Source organism: Aquimonas voraii, from assembly GCF_900101825.1.
Classification (GTDB): Bacteria; Pseudomonadota; Gammaproteobacteria; order Xanthomonadales; family Xanthomonadaceae; genus Aquimonas; species Aquimonas voraii.
Window position 1 is genome coordinate 136683 of record NZ_FNAG01000003.1, and the last position, 14127, is coordinate 150809.

The window sequence follows — 14127 nt, forward strand, 5'->3', positions numbered from 1 at the left end:
TTCCCGCACCAGGACGCCGCCACGTGCGGTTCGCACCACCACGAGGACCGAAACCATGAATGACGCACGCAAGACCGTCGAGAACCTGTTCGGCGGCGGACGTCCGCCGAGGCCCGGCGGTGGTGGCGGTGGTACCCAGCTGCCAAAGATCCCGGGCGGCCTGATCGCGCTCGGCGTGGGCGCGGTGATCGCGCTGTGGGGCGTCGGCAGCGTGTTCTACACGGTGCAGCCGGAAGAGCGCGGCGTGGTGAAGCGCTTTGGCGAGGTGGTGAAGATCGCCGACCCCGGCCTGCACTTCAAGTTGCCCTTCGGCATCGACACCGTCCAGCTGGTGGCCACCGAGCGCGTGCTGAAGCAGGAGTTCGGCTTCCGTACGACCGGTGTCGACGCGGATGGTGCCAGCCAGTACTCCGATGGCGACCACAACGACGAGTCGCTGATGCTCTCGGGCGACCTCAACATCATCGACGTCGAATGGGTGGTGCAGTACCGCATCGCCGATCCGATGCAGTACATCTACTCGATGCGCGAGCCCACCCGCACCTTGCGCGACATCAGCGAGTCGGTGATGCGTCGCGCCGTCGGCAACCGGCTCGGCAGCGAAGTGCTGACGACCGCGCGCGTGGAAATCAGCAACCTGGTGCGCGATGAGGTGCAGCAGGCGATGGAGCGCTACGAGACCGGCATCCACATCGTCACCGTCGAGCTGCAGGACGTGGTGCCGCCCCGCGCCGTGCAGCCGGCCTTCAACGAGGTCAACGAAGCCCGCCAGGAGCGCGAGCGCATGATCAACGAGGCGCAGAAGCAGGCCAATCAGCAGATCCCGCTGGCCCGCGGACAGGCCAATCGCGTGATCGCCGAGGCCGAAGGCTATGCCACTGAACGGGTCAACCAGGCCCGCGGCGAGACCGCGCGCTTCTCGGCGATCCTCGCCGAGTACCGCACCGCGCCCGAAGTCACCCGCACCCGGATGTATCTGGAGACGCTGAACGGCGTGCTGCCCAAGATCGGCAGCGTGGTCGTGCAGCAGGATGGCCAGATCGCGCCGGTCCCGCTGATCAATCTCCGCGATGCCCAGCCGGCCGCCAAGGGAGAGCGTCGATGAAAAGCCCCCTCATTCTCGGTGCCATCGCCCTGCTGGGCCTGATCGTGGTGCGCGATGCGACCTTCGTGATCGATCAGGCCGAGCAGGCCATCCTGGTGCAGTTCGGCGAACCGATCGGCGAGCCGATCAACGAGCCGGGCCTGCACTTCAAGACGCCTTTCATCCAGGAGGTGCGTCGCTTCGACAAGCGCCTGCTGGCCTGGGACGGCGACGTCAGCCAGATCCCGACCCTGGGCCGCGAGTTCGTGATTGTCGACACCACCGCCCGCTGGCGGATCGCGGACCCGCTGCAGTTCATGCGCTCGGTGCGCGACGAATCCGGCGCGCGCACGCGGCTGGACGACATCATCGATTCGGTGGCGCGCGACATCGTCTCGGGCACCAACCTCGAGGAGATCGTCCGTTCGCGGGACTGGCAGGTCGACACCGAGAACGTGGATGAGGAGGAGGGCGTGGTGCGCGCCGACGTCGATCTCGACAAGCCCAAGAAGGGTCGCGAGCGGCTGGAGCAGGAAATGCTGTCGGCGGCCTCGCGGCTCATGCCCGAGCTCGGTATCGAACTGGTCGATGTGCGCATCAAACGCATCAACTACATCGACAGCGTGCGCCGCCAGGTGGAGACGCGGATGATCGCCGAGCGCCAGTCGATCGCCGAGCGCTTCCGCTCGGAGGGGCAGGGCAAGAGCCAGGAGATCCTCGGCGACATGGAGCGCCAGCTGCGCACCATCCGCTCCGAGGCCGAACGTCAGGCGGCGGAGATCCGCGGCCGCGCGGATGCCGAAGCCACCCGCATCTACGGTGAAGCCTACGGCGCCGATCCCGAGTTCTACGCCTTCTTCCGGACCTTGGAGAGCTACCGGAACCTGGGCGAGAACACCACCCTGATGATCGATTCGGATTCCGAATTCTTCCGCTATCTGGAGTCGACCCGCAGGCGCTAGCGCCTGCGGGTCGACGGGATTCGCGATCGGGGAGCGAAGAGGCGCGCTTGCGGACCATGGGTCCGCGCGCGGATGAGCGCCCGAGTGCTGCGCGCGAGGGCACGGATTCGCATCAGCAGGGCGCGGCGAGAATCATCGCCGCGCCCATAGGGTGGGCCCTGGCCCACCACGGCCTGCACGCTTGCCTCGGTCCGGCCGGCTGCATGGCGCGAGCGCTGATCCCGATGTCGTCCAAACCGAGTCGCGGAGCTCATGGTGGGCCAGGGCCCACCCTATGGGCTTGGCGCAATCTCGACCGTAGCCGATCCCCGGGGAATCCCTACCCAGCCCTCGCGCGCAGCGCTCGGGCGTTCGCCGACGCACGCGGCATGCCGCGTAAGCGCGTCGCCTCACCCCCAATCCCCAATCCCGGCTCCACCATGTACACGCCTGCTGCCTTCCAGCTCGATGAACCCGCCGCGCTCGCCCTGATCGACGCCCACCCATTGGCGACGCTGGTCTGCAGCGATGCCGAGGGCAGCGAGGTCAACCTGCTGCCGCTGCTGCGCGTGGGCGGCAGCGCGCTGATCGGCCACATCGCCCGGGCCAACCCGCTGTGGCAGCGCTTCGCCGAGGGTGCCCGCGCGCTTGCCGTGTTCCACGGCGCGCAGGGCTATGTGCATCCGGGCTGGTATCCGGCCAAGCGTGAACACGGCAAGGTGGTGCCGACCTGGAACTACGAGGCCGTGGTGGTGCACGGGCGGATCCGCTGGCAGCACGATGCAGCGACGCTGCTGTCGCGCGTGGAGGCGCTGACGCGGCACATGGAAGCGCCGCGCACCGAGCCCTGGCAGGTGTCGGACGCGCCCCCCGCGTACACCGAGGCCCTGCTGCGCGCCATCGTTGGCCTGCACATCGACATCGAGCGCATCGAGGCCAAGGCCAAGCTCAGCCAGAACCACCCGGCCGCCAATCGCGAGGGGGTGATTCAGGGGCTTGTCGATCCGGACGACCCGCGTGCCGATCCGGCACTCGCAGCCGCGATGAGCGCGCGTGCCTTAGATCGCTGACGATTTGCGAGGTGTGTGCACGGCCAAGTCCGCGATTGCGGCGGCGCGCCTGCTCTAGGTTGGGCCATGACCCACCCTATGCAGATCTCGCCATCGACGCTCCTATGTGTGGTGCAGGGCAGGAGACCTGCTGTGGAAGCCAGAGCGTCAGTTGACGACGAGGGCATTCCGAACGCCCGCAGCATCCGGGGCGTTTCGAAAGCTGTTAACGCGGGGAACGCTCAACGCCCGAACAGTTTGCCCGCCATCCCCATCAGGCCGTCCACGCCGCCGGCGGCCTCCAGCAGGCTGCCTCCGCTGCTGGCCTTGTCGATGATCGCGGGGATCGCCGCCTCCAGCCCCTGGGTGGCGCTGCCGACGTCGATGCCGAGCTGCTTGGCGAAGTCGCCGATGGCGCCGGCACCGAGCACCTGCATCAGCTGTGCGCCGCCGATCGACGCGTTCGCTCCATCGGACAGCCAGCTCTGCGCCAGGCTGGCGAGGCCGCCGCCGCTGAACTTCTGCACCAGACCCGCCAGATCGAGCTTGCCGCTGCCGTCCCCGAGCAGGCCCAGCAAGGCCTGGACGATGGCTTCAATCGGCAGCCCTTGGGCCGGTGCGCCGGCTTCCTTCTGGAAGAGCTGTGCGCCCATGCGCAGCAGAGAGTTCAGATCCATGGCGAGGCTCCTGGTTCAGGCCGGATTGGCGGGTCGAGTGTGACGCCCGCACGCGGCGCTGACCAGTCGCTCTATTCGAAGCCCGCCACCCACTCGCGCAGGCTGGCCTCGCTGAAGGCGCCGAACTTGCGCTTGGCGATGCGGCCCTCGGCGTCGATCAGCACCGAGTAGGGAAGCACCGAGTTGGCATTGCCCAGCGTGGTGGACAGATCCACGCGCCCCGGCTGGGCCAGGAACATCGGGAACCCCACCGGCAGCTCGCCCAGGAACTTCTCGACCGCGGCCGGATCGTCGAGCGCGATGCCGATCACCTGCAGGCCCTCGGGGCCGCTGCGCTGGTGCAGGGCATCGAGCAGGGGCAGCTCTTCGATGCAGGGCGGACACCAGGTGGCCCAGAAGTTGATCAGCAGAGGGCGGCCTTCGAAGTCGCTGAGCTTGGCGGTGCTGCCGTCAAGCCGACGCAGCTCGGCATCCGGACGTTTGGCGCCCTCCTCCAGCACCACGGTGCCCTGCGGCAGCGGCGGCGCAGTGGGCGTGGCGAAGTGGCGGCCCAGCAGCACGCCGCCGATGCCGCCGATGAGGGCGAAGCCCACGATCACCGCCATCTGTGCGCGCTTCATGGGGCGTCTCCGTTGAGTGCCGCCTGCACGCTGGCATCGGTGAGAATCGTTGGCAGCACGCGGCCGTCCGGCTCGCCGGCGCGGAACACCACGTACAGCGGCACGCCGACGGCGCCGTGCTGCTCCAGGAACTCGGTGATCGCCGGATCGACATTGGTCCAGTCGCCGACCATGTAGACCGCGTTCGCTTCGGCCAACGCGGCCTTGAATGCCGGCTGCGAGAGCACGCGGGCCTCGTTGGCCTTGCAGGTGACGCACCAGTCGGCGGTCATGTTGACGAAGACGGTGCGGCCTTCGCTGCGCAGCGCGGCGAGACGCTGCCCCGAGTAGGGTTCGACGCCTTCAGCCTGCGCCGAGGCGCCCGGCGTCGGCAGGCGTTCAACCATCAGCAGCGGCAGGGCAGACGCGGCGATCAGCAGCCAGGCCAGCGCGCGCGCTATGCCCTTCTCGGCGTAACGGCTGCGCTCGAAGGCCCACAGGCCGGCAGCCAGCACGACCAGGCCGATCAGCGCGAGCGCCACCGCATCCATGCCGCGCTGGTTGCCGAGCACCCAGAGCAGCCACACGGCGGTGAGGTACATCGGGAACGCCAGAATGTTCTTGAAGGTCTCCATCCACGCGCCCGGCTTCGGCAAGCTCTGCGCGAATGCAGGCACGAAGCCGATCAGCAGGAAGGGCAGCGCCAGGCCGAGGCCGAGCGCGAGGAACAGGGCAATGCCCAGCCAGGCCGGCGCGGTGAAGGCAAAGGCCAGGGCCGGGCCCATGAAGGGCGCGGTGCAGGGGCTGGCCACCACCACCGCCAGCACGCCGGTGAAGAAGTCGCCGGCCGGGCCGCTGCGCTGGGTCAGGCCCTGACCGACGCCGGCGATGCCGCCGCCCAGGGTGAACACGCCCGACAGCGACAGGCCGACCGCGAACATCACATAGACCACGAAGCCGACGAACAGCGGCTGCTGCAGCTGGAAGCCCCAGCCGAGCGCCTCGCCGGCGGCACGCAGGCCGAGCGCGAGTGCGCCGAGCGCCGCGAAGCTCACCAGCACGCCGGCGGTGTACCAGAGCGCATGCGTGCGCGCCTTGTGCGCGCTCTCACCGCTTTGCGCCAGTCCTATCGCCTTCAGCGACAGCACCGGCAGCACGCAGGGCATGAGGTTCAGGATCAGGCCACCGGCGACGGCCCCCAAGAGGGCCAGCAGCACCGCGCTCAGGCCGAGCTCGGTGGCCGGCGGCCGGGTCCGCGCGACATCTTCCGGCGGCAGCTCGCGGGCGGCTCCCGCCGGCAGTTCGATGGCGGCGCGGCGGGTCATCGGTGGGTAGCAGATGCCCTCGGTCTGGCAGCCCTGGAACTCGGCGACCACGGTGACGGTGGCGGCCGTGCCGGTGGCGCGGGCGATGGGCAGCTCGATCTCGACCGGATCGAAGTAGACCAACACCTCGCCAAAATGCTCGTCGCGGTGGCTCACGCCCGGCGGCCAGCGCGGCTCGCCGGCGGTGGCCTCCTCGCCTTCGATGCGGAAACCCGAGCGGTCGCGGTAGACGTAGTAGCCGCGCGTCGGCGTGATCCGCAGCAGCAGGGCATCGGCGCCGTCGGCAATTGCCTCGAACTGGAAGGCCTCGGCCTCGGGCAGTGGCGCGGACTCGACGCCGCTCGACTCGACCGTGAAGGGCGCCGGAGTGGCGGGCAGCAGGCTGCGCTCGCCGGTGATCGGGGTGAAGCTCGGCGCCGGCAGTCCGGGCAGGCCGCCCGCGGCTGGCGCTGCGGGAAGGCCGCTGGAGGTGGCTGCCGCGACCGGCAGCTGGACCTCGATGCGCTTCGTATGCGGGGGATAGCAGATGCCGCCATCGGCACAGCCCTGATAGCGCACCTTCAGCGGCAGACGCCCATCCGGCCCGGCGCGTACGCCATCGAGGCGGGCGACGAGCTCGCCTCGATAGGTCTCGACATCGCCGAAGAAATCGTCGGTGTAGGCGGTGCCCGGCGGCATCGCCAGTTCGCCGGCCGAGAGGCCTTCGCCGTCGGCTTCGGCGCCGGTGCGGTGGCGATACAGGTAGTAGCCCTCGGCGATCTGCCAGCGCAGCTCGACGGATTCGGCATCGAGTGCCCGCGCCTCCAGACGGAAGGCTTCATCGATGGGCAGCAGGTCGGTGTCGTCGATGGCGGGGGCGCTGCGGCTGGCGAGGAGCAGCAGCAGGCCGGCGAGGCGGAGGATCAGGGGCATGGTGTTCGCGTCGAGGCGGGGCGCGCGGCGGTCGACGCCTGACCGCGGCCGGTGCATTTGGTTCGCCCGAATGGGCGCGAGGGACGCGAAGCTTAGCGAATCGGCCCGCGGTGGGCCCGTGAGCGCCACCGGCCCCGCCCTGGAAGCGGACGGGGCCGGCCAAGGACGGCCCTCAGTTCAGGCTTTCGAAGCCGTTGCCGAAAATCTCGGTCGGCTGCGGCGTCAGCGGTTCGCATACGGCGGGCGTGGTGCTGGTGAACAGCGCCTCGGTGGCCCATTCCGGGTGGTCGATGAAGGGGTTGCGATTGCCCTGGAAGGATTGCACGACGTCGTTGCGCAGCACCTCCGCTGCATCCGGCGGGTCCGCCTGGTGCCAGGCCAGCAAGGTGCTCATCAGGCCCATGTAGGCCGGCGAGCTGCTGGTGATCTGGATCAGGTTGCGGTTGTCGGTCAGCTCGAGGTCGGGCTCGTTCTGGCCGGTGTTCGGATCCTGTCCACCTTCATAGCGGATCGCCATGTACATCACGGCCCGCGCGAGGTCGCCGCGGCGGGCCGACCACACCTGGAAGCTGCCCTGATTGCCGTTCGGGCCCTGGAACCAGTTGCTGTTGCCCGGGTACACCCCGGTGCCGCCACCGACGCCGTTGTTGGCTTCGGTGGGCCGTTCGGCGCAGCCGCTGACCTGGGTGCAGTCGGCGTAGGGCATGTTGCCGCGGTCGGCGTTGTAGCCAGTGTCAGTGAGATACAGCATGTGCGTATCGGTATAGGGCGCATTCGGCAGACCCAGGTTGCCGGTGGTGCTGCCGAAGCCCAGCGAATTCGGCCAGCTGTGCTCGCGGTTGTAGGTGATGCCGCTGCCTGTGCCTGCGCGGTCGCTGCCCTTGACGTACTTGCGATTGCGGTAGGCGTCGATGATCCGGGTCGGGTCGTTGGGGTCTTCCTCGGCCAGCTCCAGGATCGTCCAGGTGCTGGTGCCGCTGCCGGAATACGGATAGGCAGTGTGGCCGCGGATGGTCTGGTGCAGGGTGCAGCGCAGCTGCCCGGGGCTGCTGGTGTTGACCTGCGCGTAGTAGCTGCCGGCGCCCGCGCTGACCTCGAACTGCACGCTCACGTCCGCGGGCAGGTTCTGGCCGCCGCCGTCGGTAATCTGCGCCGCCAGGATGCGCAGGGTGCAGCGGTCGCCCTCGTCCAGCAGGGCCTGCGGCGACAGCGTGATGGTCTGGCCGCTGGCCGGATGGCTCAGCGCGATCGCGCCGGCGGCATCGCACTCGAGGCTGAAGGCCGGTGCTGCAAGGTTGACGGTCTCGCTGAACTGCACGCTCGGCGTGACCGCCGGGGCGACGTTGGTCGCGCCATTCGCCGGCGTGGTCGACACCACCGCCGGGGGCAGGTCGGCTTCGGTGCTGAAGGCGAGCACGATGTCGGCGGCGATGGGCTCGGAGGTGCCGTCGCGATCGGTGACCGCGGACGCCGGAATGTTGAGTGCACAGTTCGCCGAATAGGGCAGGGCGCTGTTCGGTGTCAGCACGATCTCGCTGGCCGGGCTGTTGCTGCTGAAAGCGACCGCATTGCCGCCGCAGCTGAAGCTCACCGCGGCCGCATTCAGATCGACGCTTTCGGAGAAGCGCAGGCGCGGCGCCTGGCTGACGGCGACGCCGCTGGCGTTGTCGACCGGCGTAGTCGACAGCAGCACCGGCGGCACGTCGGCCAGGGTGCCGATGACGAGGTCGTCGATGGCGAGACCGTCGTCGTTGCTGTTGGCGTTGAAGTCGATCCAACGAATCCACAGCACCTGGTCCGCGCCCCAGTTGAGCCCGGTGATTTCACCGCTGATGGCCCTGCGGTTGGCGGCGGCATTGCCGTCCAATGGACCCGGGGCTGCGCTTGTGTTTGGCGCAACAAAGCGCAGCGCGCTTACTGCGGTCCAGGTTCCGGTGGTGAGGCTGGTGGCGTCCAGGCTGTATTCGAAGTCGAGGCGGTCTTCGCGACCCGCCGTGCCCAAGCGCCACTGCTCGCCGGTGTAGGACAGGCCCAGCGAGGACAGTGCGCCGCCGCTGCGATTGACCAGCTGCAGGCCGAAGCGGCTATTGAGCGAGCCCGACAGCAGTGCGCCGAGCGCGCGCTCGCCGGAGCCGGTGCTGCCGTAGCTCCAGGTGTCGCCGCTGTTGCTGCTGCCGTCGCCGGCCTGGTACTGGCCGTTGTTGTTGCTGCTGGTGCCCGCCTCGGCGATCGCCCAGCCGGCCGGCAGTGTGGCGCTGCTGCCGCTGTTGGCCAGCGTGTCGAAGTCCTGGCTGTAGCCGCCAGTGAAATCCACCTGTGCGGTGGCGAGCTGCGGCAGGGCCGCACACGAAAACAGGAACGCGACCGACGCGAGCGCGCGGCCGAAGACGATGCGCATCTGGAACCCCCGAAGCATGCAGTGTGAGAGCCCGGCAACGGGGTCGGCGCGGCCGTCCATCCTTGACGGTGCGCGGCCTCGCGGTGGCGCCGCCCGCGCGTGCGGGTCGGCCCAAACGGGCGAAGGCTCCGCCAGGCGCCGTGCCTGAACGGAAGAGCCGCCAAGGATAGCGGCCGAATGCTGCGCTGTCTTTTCAACGCAAGGCCGTCGAGCATCATCCCGGTGGTTCACCGGCGGCGGGCGGCGTCACGCGAGAAGTGTCTCGCTGGGTGTTGTCGTTGCGATCAGCCCTGGGCTGTCGAGCACAACCTTCGATGCGTGCCTGGGGCGAGCCTGGAGCTCATGGTGGGCCGGGGCCCACCCGATGACGGCGAACACGCGGCAGCGCGAGGCGACTTCACGGACTCCGCTTCAGCCCGCCCTTACCGGCGGCGTCGAGCCGAAGCGCACCCAATCGAGATAGGCGGGCAGGCCGCCCTCGATTGGAATCGCGATCAGCTCGGGCAGCGCGTAGGGATGCAGGCGCGTGATCTCGTTCATCAGCGCGGGCAGGCTGCTGGCGCGGGTCTTGATCAGCAGCTGCACTTCGCGCGCAGTCTCCACCTGGCCCTGCCAGCGATACACCGAGGTCACCCCGGGCAGCAGGCTGACGCAGGCGGCGAGCTGGGCATCCACCAGGGCGCGGGCGATGGCCTCGGCGACCAGCGGATCAGGGGCGGTGGTGAGGACGAGCTGGAGTTCGGACATTGAAGGGCCGGGAGTCGGGGATCGGGAATGGAGAATCGGAAAAGCGGGCTCGGCGGGTTCTGGCGCTGAGGCGCTCGAGTCGGTGCCTGCTGCCGCCCGCGGCAAGTCGCGGGGCTGGGTCTGGCGGATCGAGAACTGCACCTCTGCGCCTTCCTCCCCCTTGAAAGCGCAGAACAGCCGCCCCATCTGTCACCCGCCCCGACGCTGACGTCGGTCGAGCAGCCTACCGCGGCTGGCATCGACGACGTCACATTCCGTGGCTAAACTTGGCACTCACCAACGACGAGTGCTAACAAAGCGCGTTGGACCATCGACAAATCAGTCACTTACCGAGGATCCACATGAACCTGAAACCCCTGCACGATCGCGTCGTCATCAAGCGCATGGAAGAAGAGAAGGTCTCTGCCGGCGGCATCGTGATCCCCGACAGCGCCACCGAGAAGCCGATCCGCGGCGAAATCGTCGCCGCCGGTGAGGGCAAGCCGCTCGACAACGGCAGCGTGCGCGCGCTGAAGGTCAAGGCCGGTGACAAGGTGCTGTTCGGCAAGTACGCCGGCACCGAAGTCAAGGTCGACGGCACCGAGTACCTGGTGGTGCGCGAGGACGACATTCTGGCCGTCATCGGCTGAAGCCGCTGACGGCGGGATTCGGGAGTAGGGATTCGGGATTCGTAGAAGCCAAGCGCTTCCGCCCTTCGAGGCGTATCGACCCCATCGCCCTGCCCAAGTCCCGCCACTGCTGATGTCGCGAATCCCGAATCACGAATCCCCAATCACGCTTTAGAGGTACATCCCATGGCAGCCAAAGAAATCAAGTTCGGCGAAGACGCCCGCGTCAAGATCCTGCGCGGCGTGAACATCCTGGCCAACGCCGTCAAGGCCACGCTGGGCCCGAAGGGCCGCAACGTCGTGCTCGACAAGAGCTTCGGCGCCCCGACCATCACCAAGGACGGCGTCTCCGTCGCCAAGGAAATCGAACTGCAGGACAAGTTCGAGAACATGGGCGCGCAGATGGTCAAGGAAGTCGCTTCCAAGACCTCCGACAACGCCGGTGACGGCACCACCACCGCGACCGTCCTGGCCCAGGCCATGATCCGCGAAGGCATGAAGGCGGTTGCCGCCGGCATGAACCCGATGGACCTGAAGCGCGGTATCGACAAGGCCGTGACGGCCGCCGTCGCCGAGCTGAAGAAGCTGTCCAAGCCCACCGCCGACGACAAGGCCATCGCCCAGGTCGGCACCATCTCGGCTAACTCGGATGAGTCGATCGGCAACATCATCGCCGACGCCATGAAGAAGGTCGGCAAGGAAGGCGTGATCACCGTTGAAGAAGGCTCGGGCCTGGAGAACGAGCTGGACGTGGTCGAGGGTATGCAGTTCGACCGCGGCTACCTGAGCCCGTACTTCATCAACAACCAGCAGAGCCAGCAGGTCGAGCTGGATGACCCCTTCATCCTGCTGCACGACAAGAAGATCTCGAACGTGCGCGAGCTGCTGCCGGTGCTGGAAGGCGTGGCCAAGGCCGGCAAGCCGCTGCTGATCGTGGCGGAAGAAGTCGAGGGCGAAGCCCTGGCGACGCTCGTGGTCAACACCATCCGCGGCATCGTCAAGGTCTGCGCAGTGAAGGCCCCGGGCTTCGGCGACCGCCGCAAGGCGATGCTGGAAGACATGGCCATCCTGACCGGCGGTACGGTCATCTCCGAAGAAGTCGGCCTGCAGCTTGAGAAGGCCACCATCAAGGATCTGGGCCGCGCCAAGAAGATCGTCGTCTCCAAGGAGAACAGCACGATCATCGACGGCGCCGGTGAGGCCGAAGGCATCCAGGCCCGCATCAAGCAGATCAAGGCGCAGATCGAGGAGACCTCCTCCGACTACGACCGCGAGAAGCTGCAGGAGCGCGTGGCCAAGCTGGCCGGCGGCGTGGCCGTCATCAAGGTCGGCGCTGCCACCGAAGTCGAGATGAAGGAGAAGAAGGCCCGCGTCGAAGACGCCCTGCACGCCACCCGTGCGGCGGTGGAAGAAGGCGTGGTGCCGGGCGGCGGCGTCGCCCTGATCCGCGCGCTGACCGCGATCGCTGACCTGAAAGGCAACAACGAAGAGCAGAACCACGGCATCGTGATCGCCAAGCGCGCCATGGAAGCCCCGCTGCGCGAGATCGTCACCAACGCCGGCGAAGAGCCCTCCGTCATCCTCAACAAGGTGGCCGAAGGCCAGGGCAACTTCGGCTACAACGCCGCCACCGGCGAGTTCGGTGACATGGTGGCCATGGGCATCCTGGACCCGACCAAGGTCACCCGCACGGCGCTGCAGAACGCCGCGTCGATTGCTGGCCTGCTGATCACCACCGAAGCCATGGTCGCCGAACTGCCGAAGAAGGACGCCCCGGCGGCCGACCACGGCCACGGCGGCGGCATGGGTGGCATGGACTTCTAAGTCCGGCTTCTCCAAGCGTCATGTGTTGAACAGAAGCCCCGCCTTGTGCGGGGCTTCTGTTTTTTTCGCTCCGCACGGCAAGAAGATCTCGAACGTGCGCGAGCTGCCGCCCGTGCTGGAAGGCGTCGCCAAGGCCGGCAAGCCGCTGCTGATCATCGCCGAGGAAGTCGAAGGCGAAGCGCCGGCGACGCTGCTCGTCAACACCATCCGCGGCATCGTCAAGGTCTGCGCAGTGAAGGCCCCGGGCTTCGGCGACCGCCGCAAGGCGATGCTGGAAGACATGGCCATCCTGACCGGCGGTACGGTCATCTCCGAAGAAGTCGGCCTGCAGCTTGAGAAGGCCACCATCAAGGATCTGGGCCGCGCCAGGAAGATCGTCGTCTCCAAGGAGAACAGCACGATCATCGACGGCGCCGGCGAGGCCGACGGCGCCGGCGATGCCCACGCCATCCAGGCCCGCATCAAGCAGATCAAGGCGCAGATCGAGGAGACCTCCTCCGACTACGACCGCGAGAAGCTGCAGGAGCGCGTGGCCAAGCTGGCTGGCGGCGTGGCCGTCATCAAGGTCGGCGCTCCTGAAGGGTGCCAACGAAGCGCAGAATCACGGCATCGTGATCGCCAAGCGCGCCATGGCGGCAGGCGCTAGTGTTGCTGCAGCCCCTCTCCGTTCAAGCGCTGCCGCCATGCCGTACACCCTTCATCTCTTCCATGCCGATAATCCGCTGGGCTCCGTGGCCGAGGCCGAGGCGCTCATCGAGCGAGCGGCCGCGGAGAAGCCGCGGGGACACTTGATCGGCCGCTACCAGTCGTTCCAGGGCGGCATGGTGTTGAACTGCCCGGACCTGAGCGAAGACGATCCTCGGGCCGACCGGCCCGACAACGCCTGGCCCTATGGCCTCACCGATCGCTTTGAGAGTGCGGTCTACAGCTTCTCGCCCAACGTGCAGATGCTCGAGATTGGGCTGCTCGGCCTGATTGCCGAGTCGGTGGCGCTGCATGGGCTGCACATGCTCGACCCGCAGACGGATCGCCTGTACCGGCCGGATCGCTTGGTGGTCGACCGTCTCGGCACGCGGAGCGGGCCACCACCGATGGCCGTTCCCGCGATTGCGCGCGCGGCGCTGATCACCTGGGATCAGACCGAGGCTGTCGTGAGGCCGCTGCAGCACGCGCTGCAAAGACGCCTCGCGCCCTTTGGTTTCCGCCCTCGCGAGCCAAACGAGGACGGCATCGGCCGGCGCGGCGTAATCCGCCATGTCGATCGGGTGATCCAGAACCTTCAGGTCACCGCCACCCACCGCACCGAGGGCGTCGTCACCCACGGCCGCTGGGCACTGTACGTGCCGGAGATCACCGCGCAATGGGTGCCGCCCTTGGCGGCCGAGTTCGCGCGCTATTCCGATGCGCTCCAGAAGCGCATGGGTGGGCGTGTGGATGCCTTCTGGCTCTACAGCGAAGACTTGATCGGTGAGGACGGCAAGGCCTTCGGCGATTCGGCCTTTCCGATCTGGCGTACGCGCGAGCCTCTGGCGCGCTGGTTTTCCGCCTACGGCGACCATGTGATCGACCGCGAGCTGCCGGTGCTTGATCGACTCGGCACGCCGCGCGCGCTCGCTGCGAGCCTGCTTGGCGATCGCCTGCGCTGGCGCCTTGAAACCGGTCGCGACCCGTCGATGGTCGAGGCCTTCGGACTGCTCGTGCTTGCGCGCTGCTTTGATCGCGCGAACTATCCGGACTGGCTGCGAGCCTTGCGCTCGATCAACAGCCTCCGCGTGCGCGGACAGGGCTGGGACGACCCCGCCGCCCTGCTCGACAGGCTCGCAGCCCACCTCGAATCACCCAACTACGATCCGACGAAGATCGGCGGCGATCCGGGCAGCTGAGCCGGAATCAGCGGCCGAGCGGCAACACCCCGCGCATCGCGCGAGCACATGAGAAGCGCGTGCGGGACAACCGGCCGAGG

General features: G+C 68.0%; 11 protein-coding genes and 1 pseudogene. 7 read left to right on the forward strand and 5 right to left on the reverse strand.

All coding sequences use genetic code 11. The features are described 5' to 3' along the window. Positions 1 to 55: 55 nt before the first annotated feature. The 3 genes from hflK (at position 56) to BLP83_RS08205 (ending at position 3095) form a co-directional block, all read left to right on the forward strand. Positions 56 to 1105 carry an FtsH protease activity modulator HflK gene (gene hflK, locus BLP83_RS08195; protein ID WP_091241162.1) on the forward strand — a complete coding sequence of 350 codons (1050 nt, stop codon included), beginning with the start codon at positions 56 to 58 and terminating at the stop codon, positions 1103 to 1105. Then, on the forward strand, positions 1102 to 2046 hold the full coding sequence (gene hflC, locus BLP83_RS08200) for a protease modulator HflC (RefSeq protein WP_091241164.1): 945 nt from the start codon (positions 1102 to 1104) through the stop codon (positions 2044 to 2046). Before hflK ends, hflC begins: the two co-directional genes overlap by 4 nt. A gap of 419 nt (positions 2047 to 2465) precedes the next feature. Then, positions 2466 to 3095, forward strand: a complete 630-nt coding sequence (locus BLP83_RS08205; protein ID WP_091241165.1) for an FMN-binding negative transcriptional regulator — start codon at positions 2466 to 2468, stop codon at positions 3093 to 3095. A gap of 221 nt (positions 3096 to 3316) precedes the next feature. On the opposite strand, the gene BLP83_RS08210 is transcribed toward BLP83_RS08205, so the two are convergent. The 5 genes from BLP83_RS08210 to cutA all read right to left on the reverse strand — a co-directional run bounded on the left by BLP83_RS08210 (position 3317) and on the right by cutA (position 9732). Then, positions 3317 to 3751 carry a YidB family protein gene (locus BLP83_RS08210; protein ID WP_091241168.1) on the reverse strand — a complete coding sequence of 145 codons (435 nt, stop codon included), beginning with the start codon at positions 3749 to 3751 and terminating at the stop codon, positions 3317 to 3319. Between the two features lie 71 nt (positions 3752 to 3822). Continuing rightward, complete coding sequence (locus tag BLP83_RS08215; RefSeq protein WP_091241171.1) at positions 3823 to 4371, reverse strand: TlpA family protein disulfide reductase; 549 nt, start codon at positions 4369 to 4371, stop codon at positions 3823 to 3825. Next, positions 4368 to 6587, reverse strand: a complete 2220-nt coding sequence (locus tag BLP83_RS08220) for a protein-disulfide reductase DsbD family protein (protein WP_091241478.1) — start codon at positions 6585 to 6587, stop codon at positions 4368 to 4370. Before BLP83_RS08220 ends, BLP83_RS08215 begins: the two co-directional genes overlap by 4 nt. 172 nt (positions 6588 to 6759) lie before the next feature. Then, a complete protein-coding gene (locus tag BLP83_RS19005; RefSeq protein ID WP_245679989.1) occupies positions 6760 to 8985 on the reverse strand; it encodes an endonuclease in 2226 nt (741 codons plus the stop codon). A gap of 411 nt (positions 8986 to 9396) precedes the next feature. After that, on the reverse strand, positions 9397 to 9732 hold the full coding sequence (gene cutA, locus BLP83_RS08230; RefSeq protein ID WP_091241172.1) for a divalent-cation tolerance protein CutA: 336 nt from the start codon (positions 9730 to 9732) through the stop codon (positions 9397 to 9399). A gap of 341 nt (positions 9733 to 10073) precedes the next feature. On the opposite strand from cutA, the gene groES reads away from it, so the two are divergent. The 4 genes and pseudogenes from groES (at position 10074) to BLP83_RS08250 (ending at position 14047) form a co-directional block, all read left to right on the forward strand. Further along, entirely contained in the window at positions 10074 to 10361 is a 288-nt protein-coding gene (groES, locus tag BLP83_RS08235) for a co-chaperone GroES (RefSeq protein ID WP_091241175.1), read from the forward strand. Between the two features lie 165 nt (positions 10362 to 10526). After that, on the forward strand, positions 10527 to 12164 hold the full coding sequence (groL, locus tag BLP83_RS08240; RefSeq protein ID WP_091241177.1) for a chaperonin GroEL: 1638 nt from the start codon (positions 10527 to 10529) through the stop codon (positions 12162 to 12164). A gap of 61 nt (positions 12165 to 12225) precedes the next feature. Further along, positions 12226 to 12804 (forward strand): annotated as a pseudogene (gene groEL / locus BLP83_RS08245) (chaperonin GroEL); the annotation flags it as partial. Between the two features lie 43 nt (positions 12805 to 12847). Beyond that, positions 12848 to 14047: a hypothetical protein gene (locus BLP83_RS08250; RefSeq protein WP_091241179.1), complete on the forward strand. Its 1200-nt coding sequence runs from the start codon at positions 12848 to 12850 to the stop codon at positions 14045 to 14047. The last annotated feature ends 80 nt before the right edge of the window (positions 14048 to 14127 follow it).

Coding starts and splice junctions, on each gene's coding strand:
- hflK (WP_091241162.1), top strand. CDS start 56: ATGAATGACGCACGCAAGACCGTCGAGAACCTGTTCGGCGGCGGACGT.
- hflC (WP_091241164.1), top strand. CDS start 1,102: ATGAAAAGCCCCCTCATTCTCGGTGCCATCGCCCTGCTGGGCCTGATC.
- BLP83_RS08205 (WP_091241165.1), top strand. CDS start 2,466: ATGTACACGCCTGCTGCCTTCCAGCTCGATGAACCCGCCGCGCTCGCC.
- BLP83_RS08210 (WP_091241168.1), bottom strand. CDS start 3,751: ATGGATCTGAACTCTCTGCTGCGCATGGGCGCACAGCTCTTCCAGAAG.
- BLP83_RS08215 (WP_091241171.1), bottom strand. CDS start 4,371: ATGAAGCGCGCACAGATGGCGGTGATCGTGGGCTTCGCCCTCATCGGC.
- BLP83_RS08220 (WP_091241478.1), bottom strand. CDS start 6,587: ATGCCCCTGATCCTCCGCCTCGCCGGCCTGCTGCTGCTCCTCGCCAGC.
- BLP83_RS19005 (WP_245679989.1), bottom strand. CDS start 8,985: ATGCGCATCGTCTTCGGCCGCGCGCTCGCGTCGGTCGCGTTCCTGTTT.
- cutA (WP_091241172.1), bottom strand. CDS start 9,732: ATGTCCGAACTCCAGCTCGTCCTCACCACCGCCCCTGATCCGCTGGTC.
- groES (WP_091241175.1), top strand. CDS start 10,074: ATGAACCTGAAACCCCTGCACGATCGCGTCGTCATCAAGCGCATGGAA.
- groL (WP_091241177.1), top strand. CDS start 10,527: ATGGCAGCCAAAGAAATCAAGTTCGGCGAAGACGCCCGCGTCAAGATC.
- BLP83_RS08250 (WP_091241179.1), top strand. CDS start 12,848: ATGCCGTACACCCTTCATCTCTTCCATGCCGATAATCCGCTGGGCTCC.